Genomic DNA, 15,876 nt, shown 5'->3' on the forward strand with positions numbered 1-15,876 from the left:
CCACTCCCGATGTTTCTTAAAACCCTCAAAAGTAGTGAGTGCTTCTTCTTCAAAGTGCGATCGCTGGTATCTTATCCATAGCGTTAGGTCGCGGTGAGGAGTCGCCAACTAATTAAAAATCTGCTTGGGGAGAAATGCCTCTCTCTAACTGGGTATTAGGGATTGGGAAAATGTTTTTACGGGATTTACACACTTTGTCTAGATAGTTAACACATACCTAATAGATTCAGATACAATTAGCATCTACGTTTGGTTCAGTGTTTCCTTGTTCAAAGTGACTCATCATATTCACATAATGCTGTACTAGCCAATTTGACATAGTATTAAACTTTTTACGTGCTGACTCTGCCAAAAATTTTGATTTAGGGCAAATTGAGGCTTATATTCAAGTAACTTGAGTGTTTCTTGGAAATAAAGTCACCTTGGAGAAAGCAAAAGGCTCAAAAAGCTGTATCTTATGTCAAAAATGCAGATCTGATATGAGTATGAAAAATCTAAAATAGATATTAAATTGAAGAAAAACGAACGACCATCGACAACCATTAGTCCATTTTACTTTTTGTAAAGCGTCGCCAGGTTGTTACCAGTGCTGAAACACGATTACATGCAAGTTTCCCAGGATCAGCCTATTCATTCTGAGGCCCCACTCCAGCTGCTACTTTTTGTCGATGGACGCCCAAAGTCCCGACAGCAAGTGCAGCGAATACGTGCTTACTTAAAAGAGTTGCAGGCTGAGTATAGTTTTGAACTGCAAATAATCGATGTTGGTCAACAACCTTACTTAGCAGAACACTTTAAATTGGTAGCAACACCAGCTTTAATCAAAATTCATCCAGAACCACAACAGATTCTAGCTGGGAGCAATATAGTAGCGCAATTGAAAAACTGGTGGTCTCGCTGGCAAACCGCCGTAGACACCTACTTAAAATTACAGGAAGACTTACAAGAGCGTATAGACGATAATGGTCGGGTGAACTCTGCCAAATCTACAATTCGTTCCGTTGCGGTTTCTGCTGAACTCATCCGCCTGTCAGACGAAATTTTTCGCTTAAAACAGGAAAAAGAAAACCTTCAGGAACAGTTACAGTTTAAAGACCGAGTGATTGCTATGTTGGCACATGACCTCCGCAATCCCCTAACTGCTGCTGCCATCGCCATAGAAACTCTTCAATCTAACTACAATGTAGAAACAGGGGAATTTCAGCGCCTCAAACCGTCGATGACGGCACATTTATTAAAACAAGCCCGCGGTCAAACTAAAATTATCGACCGGATGATTGCCGATCTTTTGCAAGTAGGTCGTGGTAAAGACACAGAAATACCAATACTACCACAAAAGGTAGAGCTAGGTAAACTTTGTTTCGATGTATTAGAAGAATTGCGCGATCGCTACACTGCCAAATCCCAAGAGGTAGAAACAGATATTCCCAAAGACTTGCCATGCGTATATGCTGACCCAGAACGCATCCGACAAGTGTTAGTAAATCTCTTGGATAACGCCATCAAATATACACCCAAAGGCGGGAAGATTAGCATTGCTGGATTACACCGCACCACCCAAAAAGTTCAGTTCAGTATTGGCGATACTGGGCCTGGTATTCCTGTAGAAAATCGCGATCGCATCTTTGAAAACCACTTCCGCCTGCAACGGGATGAAGGTACAGAAGGTTACGGCATCGGCCTTTGTTTATGCCAACGCATCATCCGAGCGCATTACGGTCAAATTTGGGTAGACTCTGCCCCCAATAGCGGGGCATGGTTCCACTTCACACTACCGGTTTATCCTTCTTGATCCTTAGCCAAACAAAGCATTGGGGATTAAATATGTTGACAGTTGACAGTTGACAGTTGACTGCTGACAGAGGAGTTATTATTCTCCCCTGCTTTTGTGCCCCATCTCCCTCCAGAACCCTCATCCGTTCATCTCTACTCGTACCCAATGCCCAATGCCCAATGCCCAATGCCCAATGCCCAATGCCCAATGACTAATGACTACTTGATACAAAGCGATCGCGTCCTTTAGCTTTGGCTTGGTAAAGTGCTTTATCTGCCCGCACGATCAAATCCAAAGGTGACGATTCCCAGGTGGGGACAACAGTTGCTACGCCCATACTTAGGGTGACATGCTGACTCACCGCAGAACCGTCATGAACAATTTGCAAATCTCTGACTGCTGCTTGCATTCCTGCGGCCACATGAATTGCACCAGAGGCATGTGTATATGGCATAATCACAGCAAATTCTTCACCACCATAACGGGCTACTAAATCTTGATGTTTTTGTGCTTTTTGGCTTAAAACAGTACCCACCTTTTGTAAACAGACATCGCCAGCAGGATGACCATATTTATCGTTGTAAAATTTAAAATAGTCAATATCACATAAAATAAGAGACAAGGGGGATTCCTCTTGTGCTAAGTTAATCCACTGAGTATTAAGATAATCGTCAAAACGACGACGATTCGGTAACCCAGTTAAGCCATCAACATTGGCGAGGTGCTGCAAAGCTTGGTTTGCTGCTTCTAGTTGTTTGTATACTTGTGCTTGCTGTAGTAGTCGGCGTAGTCGTTGGCGCAATACAGGCCAGTGAATTGGCTTGGTAACATAATCAGTTGCTCCCGCCTCAAAAGCACGGTCTACAGATTCTTCATCGTCTAAGCATGTGATCATCAAGATGGGAGTCCGCTCCCATATCTTGGAAATTACAGTATTACCAAGCACAGAATCAGTATCGAAAGTTGCCAGTGCTGAAATCAGATTATTTCTAGCAATCTGAAGCAATTGTTTACAGCAAGTAAAACCATCCATCACAGGCATTACAGCATCCAGCAAAACTATATCCGGTTTGATAGTCTCGTAAGCATCTAAACATTGCTTACCATCATTGACCTCCACCACTCGGTAACCTTCTTGCTCCATAGCTTTACGCAATAACACTCGAATGGTCTTGTCGTCATCAGCCACTAGAATGAGTGGTGGTTGCTTAGAAAGAGAAAATGGGCTTATGCCTGACATGAGTTACATTCTACTTGCGAGACTATCCTGAAAAAGGCTGAGTAATCAGATCGCATAGGAGCGATCGCTATTTCCATCAATGCCAGCATATGTGGCAAGGGTGCCTTTGTCCTGACAATCAACTGTTTTTTGAGAATAGACTGCTCAATATTATTGAGCCAAGCAAGCGGTAGATAACTAATTTGCATATACAGTCTATAATTGGAACTCAAAGGCAATAGCCACTTTTTTATTGCCTTATGATTATGGGAGGAAATGTTACTGTTATATTTCCCCATTATTAATGTCAAATTACAATTCTCAACAGAATTGTAAATTCACATCTAATTCACAGCTTAATTATTGAATTTTGTGATTCTTTTAAAAAGTTATCTTAAATAGGTCAAACTAATTAGTAAACAGTACTGAGTGTATGGCTAAGACTAAATACTAATGTCACTTAATTTAAATTAAAAATTGAATTTATTATCTAATAATAATTGTAGTGATTTAGTATAATTACATAAATTTGATATTTTCATTTTTGAAAAGTTTATTATTTGATTAATCATCCTAAAAAACATCAGTAAAAATTCTTATATTTTCTAAAAAACTCAAAAATCACATACATTCACTAAATCTAAAAAATGCCAAACCCATTAATGTATCAGCAGGATAACTTTGTGGTTCTGGAAACAAATCAACCAGAACAATTTATGACATTATCAGAGTTATTAGAGAAACTCAAAACAACTCTCCAGCAACTGAAAATTCAAGATTTGCCGCCTGAGTTGCAAAAAATTAATACTGTGGAAGGCCAAGCACAACATTTACTCGACACTACTTGTGAATTAGATCTTGGCCCTGGACAATACTTAGAATGGTATGCAGTTCGTCTAGAAAAGTAATATTGTTTTGAGTTTTAGATTTTCAATTGAGAATCACCTTGTATGTCTGATATTAATCTGAGTTATCCAACGGAATTCTAAACTTTCGCGAGATGGGGTACTAGGATAATCGGCTGAATGAAATTCTCACCCCATCTCCCCATCTCAACAGTCAACAGTCAACAGTCAACACTCCCAATCCCCAACATTATTGACTACTGACTACTGACTCTTTTTCAGCATTTTTGATTAATGCTACTTCAATTTTGTTTTCAGATGGCTGGGTTATTTGAATTTCCACTCCAGGGCCAAAATAATTGGTCATTTTTTCTTGTTTTTTTTGCCATAAGTCAATTGGTACTAACGGTGAATCAAATTCTAAAATTAGGGTGTAACTTTCATTGACTTCTGTTTCTCGCAACCCTGTAATTATCGGCCGTTCTTCATCGCTGGGACTCAAACCCAAAAAATCAAGTGTTGTATCGAAATGGGCATCTTGACCATAGCAATATCTAGTGATGTCTTTGCGAATTTTATTTTGAGTTACAGTTGCCTGTTCCTGACGCAATTTTAATATTGATGGTGGCGTCGTTTGGCTAAAAGGTATTGGCTTGAGTTCATTAGCTTTCAGTGCCAATCCCCCTAACAATAGAGGAATCCCGTAAAAAAATCCCACAAGATTGAGTGTCGCATTATCAGCAGCATAAGCGACGAAGCCAATAATGGTTAATATGCTACCGATAGTTAAACCGAGTGTTCCCAGAGAGATTTGGCCTAGCATGAGCTTAGATGAGTATAAATTGCTAATATCTCATACCATTTCTAAAAATCTTGGCAAAAAATCAATAGCCTGTAGGGGTTTCAAGTTGTGCATTGGTGTCAACTTAAGCTCAAACTCTTGCCCCACAATCGTTTTACCCCACCCCCAACCCCTCCCCTTACCAAGAGGGAGGTTTTGGCTTTAGACAAAACCGGGGTGGAGTAACGCAGACAGTGATAATAAAAGTTTCATGTTAAGTTGACACCTATGAAAGTTGTGTGCCCCTACCTACGTACTTGTAGTAAGAGTTTTATGAAATGATATTAGTTTTATTATCATCGGCTATGAGTCACAAATTAAGAAAGAGCATTAGCCCATCTTGTTTGTGGTATTCTCATTGGCAAGGATAGTAACCTCAGGGACTTCCTAGAAAAAAATATCCCATTGTGCTGGGATAAGGGGGACAAGGGGGACAAGGAAGACAAGGAAGATAGAAGTCTTGTTGAGTAAACAAAGTCAAGAACTTGTTGCTCACTTTATTAGTTGGTAGCAATTCCACACCCATTAACTCTTATAGGTATAATAGGCAACCCCTTGCTGCATTTAGTTAGATTATGAGTTAAGTTTAGACTTAAAGGTGATTAAAACAAAGAAAAAATAATGGATCTACAGACTATAAAAGAACGAATTGCCGTAGTGCAAAGTAAGCGGGACTACCTACTGAGTTTACTGGAACAGCCAAACTTGGGAACTTTAAGAATTGACGTAAATCAGGCTTTGGAGGAACTGGATGAGTTAATTGATGAATTTAGACGTACAGTTCCCGAAGCAGAAATATAGTTAGGTAACTTGAAGTTGCTAACTGATGACCGTTGACTGTGAACGGTGGGATATGTGTATTTGAAAGTCCCTGAAGCTAGACTCGCCATTAGAGTGGAGATTATGAAAAAGTGTCGGTGTGACCTTGAACTTGAGGATATACCGACCTTTTTCACTAATATAATGTCTTCAAATCCCTGGAATTGAGATAACCCTGGGTTGGTGATGTCATTTATTATCATTCACTCATTCAGTGACGGTGTTATTTGCCGCACGCTTACCTAACTGCCTTACTAAAGCGATAAGTTCGGAGGTAGGTACATCTTTTTTACAAACATCATCAAAGCTAGACATTTTTTTTGTCCCCTGAAAACTTACATCCTCTACAGAAGAGTAAGCAAGGATTTGAGTGTTAGGGGATATAGCTTTAATTTGACTGGATGCACTCCAGCCATCCATGACTGGCATCTGTAAATCTAAAACAATTACATCAGGCTGCCAAAGTTTAACCATTTCCACAGCTTCTTGACCATTACTGGCTAAGCCCACAACTTGGATATTTTCCTGGCAAGAAAAAGCTAATTGTAAGGTTAAACGAGTAAGTTCGTGGTCATCAACTACTAGAACGCGCAAGGTAGAAAGCTCACAGGATAACATTAACATCGAGGGAAAAGACAAAATTGTTTACAATAACCCCTCTAGTTTATGGGAATAAGTGCCAGTACTTACTCTATCCTATGGTTGAATAACTTCTATAAACCCATAACAAATAACTTAGTTAACTTTTCAAAAAATTAAAATTTTGTAAAAAAACTAAGTCGATCTAGTTTTGACACTCTTCATCGCTAGAAGCTGGCTGATTCTTGCTTGACAGTGATTCCAAATAAATAGAAGTTAGAGACTTGCGCCTTTTGATTTTCAGTCAAAATATGGCGAACCTAATCTTTTTAATCAATCAGGTTTGAGGCTACACTATTTGTGCGTAAGGCCATATTGAGCAGAATTTTTTGGGAATTGGCTTCCGGAGAATCATCATAGGGACGCCGTTGAATATATGTGCCATCGGATTGTAATTCCCAAGCTTGGCGATTATCTGCGAGCATAATTCCCAGGATTTCTTGCAAGTCTTTAGCAATATCTGGGTCTTTAATTGGGGTAATTACTTCCACTCGTCGGTCTAAGTTGCGGCGCATCCAATCGGCACTGCCAATATAAATTTCCTCCTGTGCGTTGTTATGAAAATAATAAATGCGGGAGTGTTCTAAAAAGCGACCAATAATGCTGATTATATGAATATTTTCACTGATATCTTTGAGTCCTGGACGTAAACAACAAATGCCCCTAACAATTAAATCTATCTGCACCCCAGCGCGGGAAGCTTCATATAAAGTGGCGATAATTTGGGGATCGACTAGAGAATTCATTTTGGCAACAATGCGCCCAGAAAAGCCATTTTGAACATTTTCGATTTCGCGACGAATAAGTGCCAAAAAGCGATCGCGCATATTCACAGGTGCAACCAGCACTTCTCGATAAGACTTTTGCCGGGAGTAGCCTGTTAAGAAATTAAATAAGTCTGTGATGTCAGCACCTACTTCTTCACGGCAAGTAAACAATCCCAAATCTGTGTACAGACGTGCAGTTTTCGGGTTATAATTACCAGTCCCAATATGCACGTAGCGGCGCATCCGGTCTTTTTCTCGCCGTACCACCAAGACGGTTTTACTATGGGTTTTCAGTCCCACTAAACCATAGACGACATGAACTCCTACTCTTTCTAATCGTCTTGCCCAATAAATATTATTTTCTTCATCAAACCGCGCTTTTAATTCCACCAGCACAGATACCTGCTTGCCATTTTCGGCGGCGGCGATTAAAGCGTTAACGATGGGTGAGTCTCCAGAAGTGCGGTAGAGAGTCATTTTGATGGCTAGCACATTCGGGTCGTAGGCGGCGTAAGTAATAAACCGCACCACTGAGGCGGAAAAAGATTGATAGGGATGGTGTACTAACAAATCTTTTTCCCGAATTACCGCAAAAAAGTCTTTTCCTTCGTCTGTTTCTAGTGCATCTGGGTCTAAACTTGGTTCTCGAAGACGTTGCAGCCGTGGTGGGACAACAGATTGACGTGGTGGATCTTTGATTTCTGGTAGTGGCAAGGACATAAAATACATTAAATCCCGCAGTCCTAAAAGGCCATCTACCTCATAAAGATCGCTGTCTGTTAATTCTAAATCTTGTAATAATCGCGATCGCACCGGTTCTGGTGTTTGCGATTGAATTTCTAGTCGCACTGGACTTCCACCCAAACGCCGTTTTCGCAGTTCTTGTTCGATGGCTAACAATAAATCATCGGCTTCATCTTCTTCTAAAACTAAATCGGCGTCGCGGGTAATGCGGAATGGATGATATTCTTGAATATTCATCCCTGGAAATAGGGATTCTAAGTTATGAGCGATCGCTTGTTCTAAAGGTACTCCCACCCAGTGAATCGGTTTTTCCTTATCTGGGGTTGCTAACTCACGAGGTATAGGTAAAAATCTTGGCAGAACGTTAGGAACTTTGACTCTGGCAAAAAATTCTTCATCGGTGTCTGGGTTTTTCACCACAACTGCCAAATTCAAGCTGAGATTAGAAATAAAAGGAAACGGATGACTGGGGTCAACAGCCAACGGAGTCAAAACTGGAAAAACCTGTTCTTCAAAATAGCTGTTGAGATGATTCCGCTGTGTCTGATTTAAATCTATGTAATTCAGAATATGGATGCCATGATTTGCCAATAGCGGGCGGAGTACTTGGTCAAAATGTTGGTGCTGTTTTTTCACCTGAGGAATCAGGGCAGACCGAATATCGTCTAGCTGTTGTTGTGGTGTGCGACCATCGGGAGTTAACAGACTGACCTTAGCCTCAACTTGTTGCTTTAAACCAGCAACCCGCACCATAAAGAATTCATCTAAATTAGAACAGAAGATTGCTAAAAACTTTAGACGTTCGAGAAGCGGGGTGCGATCGTCACAAGCTTCATGTAAAACTCTGGCATTAAACTCTAACCAGCTTAACTCTCGGTTAAGATAATATTGTGGATCGTTAAGATTAATAGGAGTAGTGCTTTTTTTTGATTTCGCCATAATGACCTAAGGGCAGGCAGGTGTAGCCATTTAACTTGGGGACACTAAACATAGTAAGTTAAATAGTGCTTGAGCGTTACGCCTAAGCAACACTTGGTCATATCTACGTTTTATAGCTGCTTTTAATGATTTCAAAATATTATTTCTTTAGTAGGGGTACACAGCCGTGTACCCCTACAACGTTATGGCTAAGAATTCCGGCGTTGACCAATTGCGATATAAATCCAGATGTAGAGACGTTGCATTGCAAGGTCTCTTTGATATGGTGTGCGATCGTTTTCATACATAAAATTAGCAACAGTAGAATTCAAATCATTGCTCAGAGCATATTAGCCGTGAAGATGCAATCAAGATTTAGCCAAAATACTGCATGGCTAATTTGGTAAATTTGTGAGTAATTATTAAGCATAGTTTACAGAAATTTTGGGATTAAACTTAGTCTCAAGTCATACATTTAGTAATTTTTAGATATAGTTTTTCAAAATACTCAATCTAGTAATCAATACCACAAGCACTATACAGACATTAATCAGGTAGCCTCTCTGTTTTATCTCTTGTTTTATTGAGATTCAGATTGTAGTATTCATAACAATACTCATAATTTTTATATTAATTTTTTTAATTTATGACCATCAAAAATTTTCAAATTTCAGTGTTATCACTGAAATATTTATGGAAAGCAATAGTTATATTGAAAACGCAAAGATGAATACACAAGGAGCTTGTGAATCATGAAAATTTCTACAATTATCAAAGGTAGTGTTTGCGTATTAGGTTTAGTTGGTGTTAGCAATTTCTTTGCTGCACCTGCAAAAGCAGATCAAGCTGCTGCTCGTGGTGCAGTTACAGTAGTTAGACCATCAGGTTCTTCTGTCAGCGTTAGTGGTGAGTTGGTTGCTCCTAGTGGTACACAATTCCCTGGCCCATTAACAATTACACCTACAATTAGTGGTACTGTGGGTGGACAAGATGAAGCTATAGACAGTCTAGAAATAGATCCAGGTGCACTTGAAGAATCTATATCAACTAGCAGCAGCACAATCGAAGGAGCTATTGCAGCACTGATTACTGGCTATACAGATATTCAGGATGTAACAGCTCTTGTTAGAGCAGCTAGCGCTGGTGGTTTAGAATAGACCGAGCCTTAGCTCAGAGAAAATCACGATAGTGTAAACCTCATCGGCTTTTAGTCTAGACGCTTTCACACTTTGCCTTGATTTTCGATGTCTTTTTGGGTTTAGCTTGAGAAAGCATTGCCAGCAGTAGAGATAAAACTATTGTGCATCCCCACGCTAGGCATTTGCATTAAAATACTTGGTAATACGCAGATCAACTCTTTTAGTCAATATCTTTTACCTATATCCATAGTCTTGATGCAGGATAAGGTAGACGGGAAGGTTTAACAGATTTCAGAAAAAATACAACCCCTTAAATGTAGTTGAGGGGCAGTATTTCCAAACTTATTTCACAATATTACCATACAAACCCGGTTTCTCTAAGAAATCGGGCTTTTGATATTTGTTTAAATAGATACTTCACGAAATCTTCTTAATAAGGCAAGAGGCAAGAGGCAAGAGGCAATAAGCAGAAGGTAGAAGGCAATAGGGACAAGACAAAAAGGTAATAATTACTCTTGCCTTTTGCCCTTTGGCTTTTGCCTTTTTTGACTAAGTGTTAATCCTTATACCAAATTTTAGTAGTCTAGCAATCAAATCTTTCAGAAAGTTACAGATATATTTCTCATGCCAATCTAAAAAAGCATGAGGGATAGAATAAACATGTATAGCATGTTTTGTCAACTACCTGTAACTATCAAAAAAAGCTTTTATTTGCTGGCTTTTATCAGTTTAGGTAATTTGATTGCAGCGCCAGTAAATGCACAACAAGCAGTGGCGCGTGGTGCTGTTTCTATAGTTTCACCTACTGGTGCTTATCAAAGTGTTAGTGGTGAACTGTTCTTACCTGTTAGTAATAATGTTTTAAATCCTGGCACAAGCACCACTCTAACAGTCACGCCTACTTTTACAAACATTGGAACAATTAATGAAAGAATAACTTCCTTATCCCTCACCGTAGGAACAGCAACAGAAACAATAACAAACAATAACAATTCACTTTTGAATCAAAATGTAGAAACAGTCAATAATTTAACATCAATTACCGATGCAGCATCTCTGATTGAGACGATTAATGATACTAATGGGTTAGGAGCTTTAGAATAGTACAAAAGACTATATTAACCTAAGTTGTCGCTAATTTCAGTTATGTTAAGAGCTTAAATGTAGGGTGCGTTGTCGCGCAGCGTAACGCACCACCAACAGTTTCAGGTGCGTTAGCCTACGGCGTAACACACCCTACATCAAATTTATATTTGTTCATATACATCGAATTTTTTTCGCCGACTTACTTAATTTTGTGGTGATTTCGATCTAAAGATTGAATAGCCTCTAGTTCGCGTCTAATGCCTTAACTAAACAGGGGCACGAAATGACGTGCCCCTATACCTTGCGGCATCTTACCTAAAACCTATAACCACCTTTAATTTGCATATCAAATCCATTTTCACCAGTCCCAATTAGAGATTCTATAAAAACATTATTATCTGGAAATTGATGTCTAAAAATTAATCCGTAATTTAAGCCAGATACTCGGCTATTTAAACCTACATTTCTTGTGGCATAATTTTTAATATAAGCACCAAGAGAAAAATTAGTACTGATTCTTTGTAAACCCTTTAATTCATAGAATAAATTTTCACCAAATTCGAGGTTTGCATTAATATTCAAACCAGTGCTAGTACTAAGTTCACCGCTAAAAAGTCCTAATAATTCACCATTACTATTTTCTTGAATAAAAGCGATGGCAGGGGCTAAAGAGAAACTTAAATATTTTTGTTGGCGATTAAAATAATAGCTTAAGACGGCGGAGAAAGGATTATTGGCGTTTGATGCACTATTCCAATTAATTTGTAATGACGGTACATGAGTATTGATAGCTACTGGTTTTTTATTGGCATCTAACTGGACGTGAGTTTTAATATAGTTAGCCAGAGCGCTAAAATATATACCTATAGCTGGTTCTGGTAATCCTAAATTATTATTAGAAACTCCTGGTGCTGATTGAGCATCTACATTAAACCAAGTTCCCAAGCTAGCGCTATAGTTTAAGTCACCACTGGAACCAGCTGCTAATAATTCCACTGAGGGTAAAGACAGATAACCATTAAAACGGTTAAAACTCACACCTATGAGGTCAACTCTAGTCAGTTCAAAATAATCGAATGCCAAATCAAATGTCCGGACTGGTAGTGGCACTATAGTATTATCTACAGAACTAAATTTTTGTACAAATTGTCTGCCTTGGGAGTTAGTTAAAATAACTTCAGTAGCACTAGATTCGTTAACAGGATCGATGCCAGTATTATTTAAAGGAATTTGATTGCCAATGAAAGTCAAAGGGCCAAATCTTTCATTAGAAAGTCTCAGGGTTGAAAAGAATGTATCACCTGGATCTAAAAGTTGAATATCTCTTTCTAAAAATTGAACGGCGCGTTTGTGATTTCCTGTCCTCAGGGTCAATATATTAGAGTTATTGGGAGTAATTTTACTCTCAATTGTCATATTCCCAGATACTTGTTCTAGGTTACTGGCTGCATTGGAATAAGCTAAAGTGCGATTCAGCCTGTTATTAATTAGTCTTCTTTGATTTGGTGTTGATTTTGTATTTAATTCAGCAAAATTGTCTCCGTTTTGAAATCTTTCTCGTGCTTCTGCTAAACTCTCGTCAAGATTGTCTATTTTAACAAAGTTAAAAATTCCACCTAATGCCAGTCCTAAAGTAGAATTAACTGTTTGTATACCATCAATACTAAAATCATTAAAATTAGCTGTAATTGAGAATCCTGGACTAGCAAAAACATTAGAATAATTGGCACTAATTTTTTCTGGATCGTATTGAATAATGGTGCGATTGTGAGGATAGCTAGCATATAATCTATGCCAATTAGAAGTTCTTTGTGGAGCCTGAGATAAAATTTCAAATTGGGGGTCTCTTTTGCCAAAAGAAACCCAAAATAAAGAATTTAAATAACTTAAATCTCTCTCAGTTTGTGTGAGGTAAGGGTTGACTGCTATATTTAATAAATCAGGGTTATCAAAACTACCCCGCTGAGCAATCTTAGCACCTGGTAATGAAGAAACAGGAGCAGTAAAACCAAAGCCTTCACCTGTTAAAATATCGCCCCAAAAAATCCCAGCTGCTTCTAGAGCGGAATTAGGAATAATTTCGCCTAGTTGGAGTCTAACATTTCCACCATCTAATAGAGGCTTTAAATTTGTAGTGGGAAAGGCTTGTAAAATTCGAGGGCTATTGGTAGCGTCTAATAAATCAAATAAAGCTCCGCCACCTTGACTACTTAAAGTTGAACCACTACCAAGAATTGGGGTAGGATTTCTCAAAATTGTGACGTTAGGATCTTCAGGATTAACTCCGCTATTAATTATTACTCTACCAGCAGGTACTCCTTCAGGATTAATTATTTGTCCTGCTATAGAAACGATAGAAAAATTATCAACTCCAGCCTCACCCATTAATTCGTCGAAATTTACAGGTAAAGTATTCAGAGATTGTAAACCCCAAAATGCTTGGGTTGATGTCATATTTTGGGTACTATAGTTTTCAGAAGCTCTCCCTTGGTAAAGAATACCTGCTTGTGTACCTTTGGTTTCAATTACTAATCTATTGTTATCGAGAACCCAGTAAAACTGGTCAGATTCGGGGAATTTTCCGTAGGTAAATTTTTCAATAATTTCATTATCTTCAGAAAATCTGATACTTAAATCTGTATCGATGTAATTTTCGTCTTTATTTGGTTTAAATAATTGAGGTTTAAAAGTCAGGTTATCTGTAGGGTTAGTAATCCAAGGGTATCTATTGGCACTGGAACTCAGAGCGTCAAGAATTATTTTCTTTTGGATTACTTGTTGCTGTTTTTTTGTTCGACGTAGTTTTTGGATTAGTAGTTGTTGCTGGAGAGTATATGGTTTTGCTGGATTTGAATTTGATGGTTGAATTATATCTGGTTGGGGTTTTTCTTCATTTTCTGCGGGTGGTTTGGCAGGGTTATCTTTATATTCTTCAATTGGGATAACATCAGCTATAATTAATTTGGGTAATTTTTTTGGCTTTTCTAAATTAGATTGAAATTTCTTTAAAGCTCGTTTTAAAATTTGTTGATTTTGTGAGCTATTTATTCGATCGGTTGTGATTAATAAACTGTTGTGATTATTTGTTAAATCAACATTATTTTGACTATTTACATTGGTGGCGATCGCAGATATTTCAATACATATAATACTGTAAAAAAATGTCGAGGATAACAAATATATCCCCAGAATTTTTACTTTTTTTTTGAATCTCATTAGGGAGATATTGCTAATTGTCTGACTTGATTTTTTCAAGGATTTCACAGTAAAAGATGTTGGGAACTCAAAGTATTTGACATTGACTAATGTCGGAAATAAATCATTATTTAATACTTAAATTTCTAATTTATTTTTGGTTTCTGTGGTTCGATGCACTCAACAGCGTTTCGGTAGATGTAGATAGTTCAAAAGCAAATTATTTTATTCTCTTTACAAAGAATAAAAGGGGACTCAGCAGATTTACTGCAACAAGAGTGTAATTCTCGAACAAAAATTCAACCTCAGCAAAATCACCAAAGCTCAAAAATTGAGTTATTTTTTAGCCGTATAAATACGTAATTTAAAGATATTAAGTTAAAAAAGTGGAGTAAAAAACATGTTTCAAGCTACTCGCCGCCGTCTTGCGATTTGGTACACTGCGGTAACTGCGGTATTACTACTACTATTTGCAAGTGGCATTTATTTATACGTCCGCAGTACACTGATTGAGCGAATTGACGATACCCTCAACCATGTAGTGGAAATAGTAGAACGATGTCTAACAACAAGCCCTTGTGCGTCTAGACTCATAATTGAGCCAGTCAATTCCGACGCTGATAAATTTCGCATTAATGTAGAGGCGAGTTTTCCTGACAATGCCGACAGCGTAGAAGATGACCACATTGACCTAGAATGGTTTAGCCCCACAGGTGAATTACTTTGGTCAACACTATCCGAACCTTTAAATATTCCCATTCATGGCAACCGCACTGGTGAAACTGTCCGTGTAGTCAAGGGAAAAAGTGAGACAGAGAAAACAGAAGATCGTAAACTCCTAACTCCTAACTCCTCACTCCTAACTCCCAACTCCCCACTCTTATTGCGACAAGTCACACAACGGGTGGAAGTGGGACGGCAAGTATTAGGATATCTGCGTGTCAGCCATCCTTGGTTTGAAGTTACTAAGCCGAGTCGTGAATTTATTTTTGATTTGGCGCTGGGTATTGGGTTAATGCTGGTTTCTGTGGGAGCAAGTGGCTGGTTTCTTTCAGGTAAAGCTATGGAACCAGTGGGTGAGTCATATCAGCGTCTCAAACAATTTACTGCTGATGCTTCTCATGAACTGAGAAGTCCCATCACTTTGATTCAAACTAATGTGCAAGTCGCCCTTGCTGACTTGGAATTAGCAGAAGCACAAACTACTGCTTCTTTGCAATATCGCCAGCAGTTAAAGATAGTGGAACGGTTAACACAGCGTTTGGGTAGGTTAGTCAACGATTTACTTTTTCTCGCAAGACAAGATAGTGGTATTAGCAAAGATGCCTTTGCACCTTGTCCGTTGGATGCTTTGTTGATGGAAGTACTTGAAGAACAACAACTGTTATTTCCAGAAAAACAAATAGCCTTGACTCTACACTTAGTCGATCCTCCCGCTTCGGAAACTAGCCAGAAATTACTAGAAAATTGGTTTACCCTCGTGGGTAATTGGGATCAATTGGTGCGACTGTTCACAAATTTGATTACCAATGCCTTGCATTACACACCAGCAGGGGGACAGGTAAAAGTCGAATTGGCACGCATAGAGGGAATAAATCGGGTTTCTGGACGACGTTATACTGGCAGCCAGTTGCAAGTTAAAGTCAGTGATACTGGAGTGGGAATTCCACCAGAAGCACTACCGCGCTTGTTTGACCGCTTTTATCGGGTAGACCCTGCACGTACTCATACTGGGAATAAAGCTACTGCCAGTGTTACTGGTTCAGGATTAGGATTAGCGATCGCTGCTGCCATTGTCGAACATCACCAGGGTCACATTCAAGTTGAAAGCACCCAAGGCATTGGCACCACCTTCACCGTGACTTTACCAATAACTCTGGAGTCTTAAGG

General features: G+C 38.8%; 13 protein-coding genes. 7 read left to right on the forward strand and 6 right to left on the reverse strand.

Annotated features, from left to right (window positions below; all coding sequences use genetic code 11):
* Nucleotides 1-586 precede the first annotated feature (586 nt).
* The gene (locus VF06_RS03175) at nucleotides 587-1,792 is read left to right on the forward strand and encodes a histidine kinase (protein WP_180267235.1); all 1,206 of its coding nucleotides are present in this window, start codon (nucleotides 587-589) and stop codon (nucleotides 1,790-1,792) included.
* Between the two features lie 56 nt (nucleotides 1,793-1,848).
* Entirely contained in the window at nucleotides 1,849-1,989 is a 141-nt protein-coding gene (locus VF06_RS40225) for a hypothetical protein (protein ID WP_180267234.1), read from the forward strand.
* Here VF06_RS40225 and VF06_RS03180 read toward each other — a convergent pair.
* Nucleotides 1,986-3,014, reverse strand: a complete 1,029-nt coding sequence (locus VF06_RS03180; protein ID WP_099069658.1) for a GGDEF domain-containing response regulator — start codon at nucleotides 3,012-3,014, stop codon at nucleotides 1,986-1,988. The genes VF06_RS40225 and VF06_RS03180 overlap by 4 nt on opposite strands.
* Before the next feature lie 626 nt (nucleotides 3,015-3,640).
* On the opposite strand from VF06_RS03180, the gene VF06_RS03190 reads away from it, so the two are divergent.
* Nucleotides 3,641-3,901, forward strand: a complete 261-nt coding sequence (locus VF06_RS03190; RefSeq protein ID WP_099069660.1) for a CRR7 family NDH-1 assembly protein — start codon at nucleotides 3,641-3,643, stop codon at nucleotides 3,899-3,901.
* A gap of 187 nt (nucleotides 3,902-4,088) precedes the next feature.
* Here VF06_RS03190 and VF06_RS03195 read toward each other — a convergent pair whose 3' ends face one another.
* A complete protein-coding gene (locus tag VF06_RS03195) occupies nucleotides 4,089-4,661 on the reverse strand; it encodes a DUF2854 domain-containing protein (RefSeq protein ID WP_099069661.1) in 573 nt (190 codons plus the stop codon).
* 639 nt (nucleotides 4,662-5,300) lie between these two features.
* On the opposite strand from VF06_RS03195, the gene VF06_RS03200 reads away from it, so the two are divergent.
* On the forward strand, nucleotides 5,301-5,480 hold the full coding sequence (locus tag VF06_RS03200; protein ID WP_099069662.1) for a hypothetical protein: 180 nt from the start codon (nucleotides 5,301-5,303) through the stop codon (nucleotides 5,478-5,480).
* 225 nt (nucleotides 5,481-5,705) lie between these two features.
* On the opposite strand, the gene VF06_RS03205 is transcribed toward VF06_RS03200, so the two are convergent.
* From VF06_RS03205 to VF06_RS42335, 3 genes are all read right to left on the reverse strand, one after another.
* Nucleotides 5,706-6,122, reverse strand: a complete 417-nt coding sequence (locus VF06_RS03205) for a response regulator (RefSeq protein ID WP_099069663.1) — start codon at nucleotides 6,120-6,122, stop codon at nucleotides 5,706-5,708.
* A 284-nt stretch (nucleotides 6,123-6,406) separates the two neighbouring features.
* Nucleotides 6,407-8,587, reverse strand: a complete 2,181-nt coding sequence (ppk1, locus tag VF06_RS03210) for a polyphosphate kinase 1 (protein ID WP_099069664.1) — start codon at nucleotides 8,585-8,587, stop codon at nucleotides 6,407-6,409.
* 188 nt (nucleotides 8,588-8,775) lie between these two features.
* Complete coding sequence (locus tag VF06_RS42335; RefSeq protein WP_257207455.1) at nucleotides 8,776-8,898, reverse strand: hypothetical protein; 123 nt, start codon at nucleotides 8,896-8,898, stop codon at nucleotides 8,776-8,778.
* Nucleotides 8,899-9,318: 420 nt separating this feature from the next.
* Between VF06_RS42335 and VF06_RS03215 the strand changes: the two genes are divergently transcribed.
* A complete protein-coding gene (locus tag VF06_RS03215; protein ID WP_099069665.1) occupies nucleotides 9,319-9,723 on the forward strand; it encodes a hypothetical protein in 405 nt (134 codons plus the stop codon).
* A gap of 642 nt (nucleotides 9,724-10,365) precedes the next feature.
* Nucleotides 10,366-10,809, forward strand: coding sequence for a hypothetical protein (locus tag VF06_RS03220; RefSeq protein WP_099084583.1), 444 nt, complete (start codon nucleotides 10,366-10,368; stop codon nucleotides 10,807-10,809).
* Nucleotides 10,810-11,106: 297 nt separating this feature from the next.
* On the opposite strand, the gene VF06_RS03225 is transcribed toward VF06_RS03220, so the two are convergent.
* On the reverse strand, nucleotides 11,107-13,968 hold the full coding sequence (locus VF06_RS03225; protein ID WP_257208108.1) for a hypothetical protein: 2,862 nt from the start codon (nucleotides 13,966-13,968) through the stop codon (nucleotides 11,107-11,109).
* A 418-nt stretch (nucleotides 13,969-14,386) separates the two neighbouring features.
* On the opposite strand from VF06_RS03225, the gene VF06_RS03230 reads away from it, so the two are divergent.
* Nucleotides 14,387-15,874: a sensor histidine kinase gene (locus VF06_RS03230; protein WP_099069668.1), complete on the forward strand. Its 1,488-nt coding sequence runs from the start codon at nucleotides 14,387-14,389 to the stop codon at nucleotides 15,872-15,874.
* The last annotated feature ends 2 nt before the right edge of the window (nucleotides 15,875-15,876 follow it).

It is taken from the genome of Nostoc linckia z4 (assembly GCF_002608075.1).
Lineage (GTDB): Bacteria > Cyanobacteriota > Cyanobacteriia > Cyanobacteriales > Nostocaceae > Nostoc > Nostoc linckia.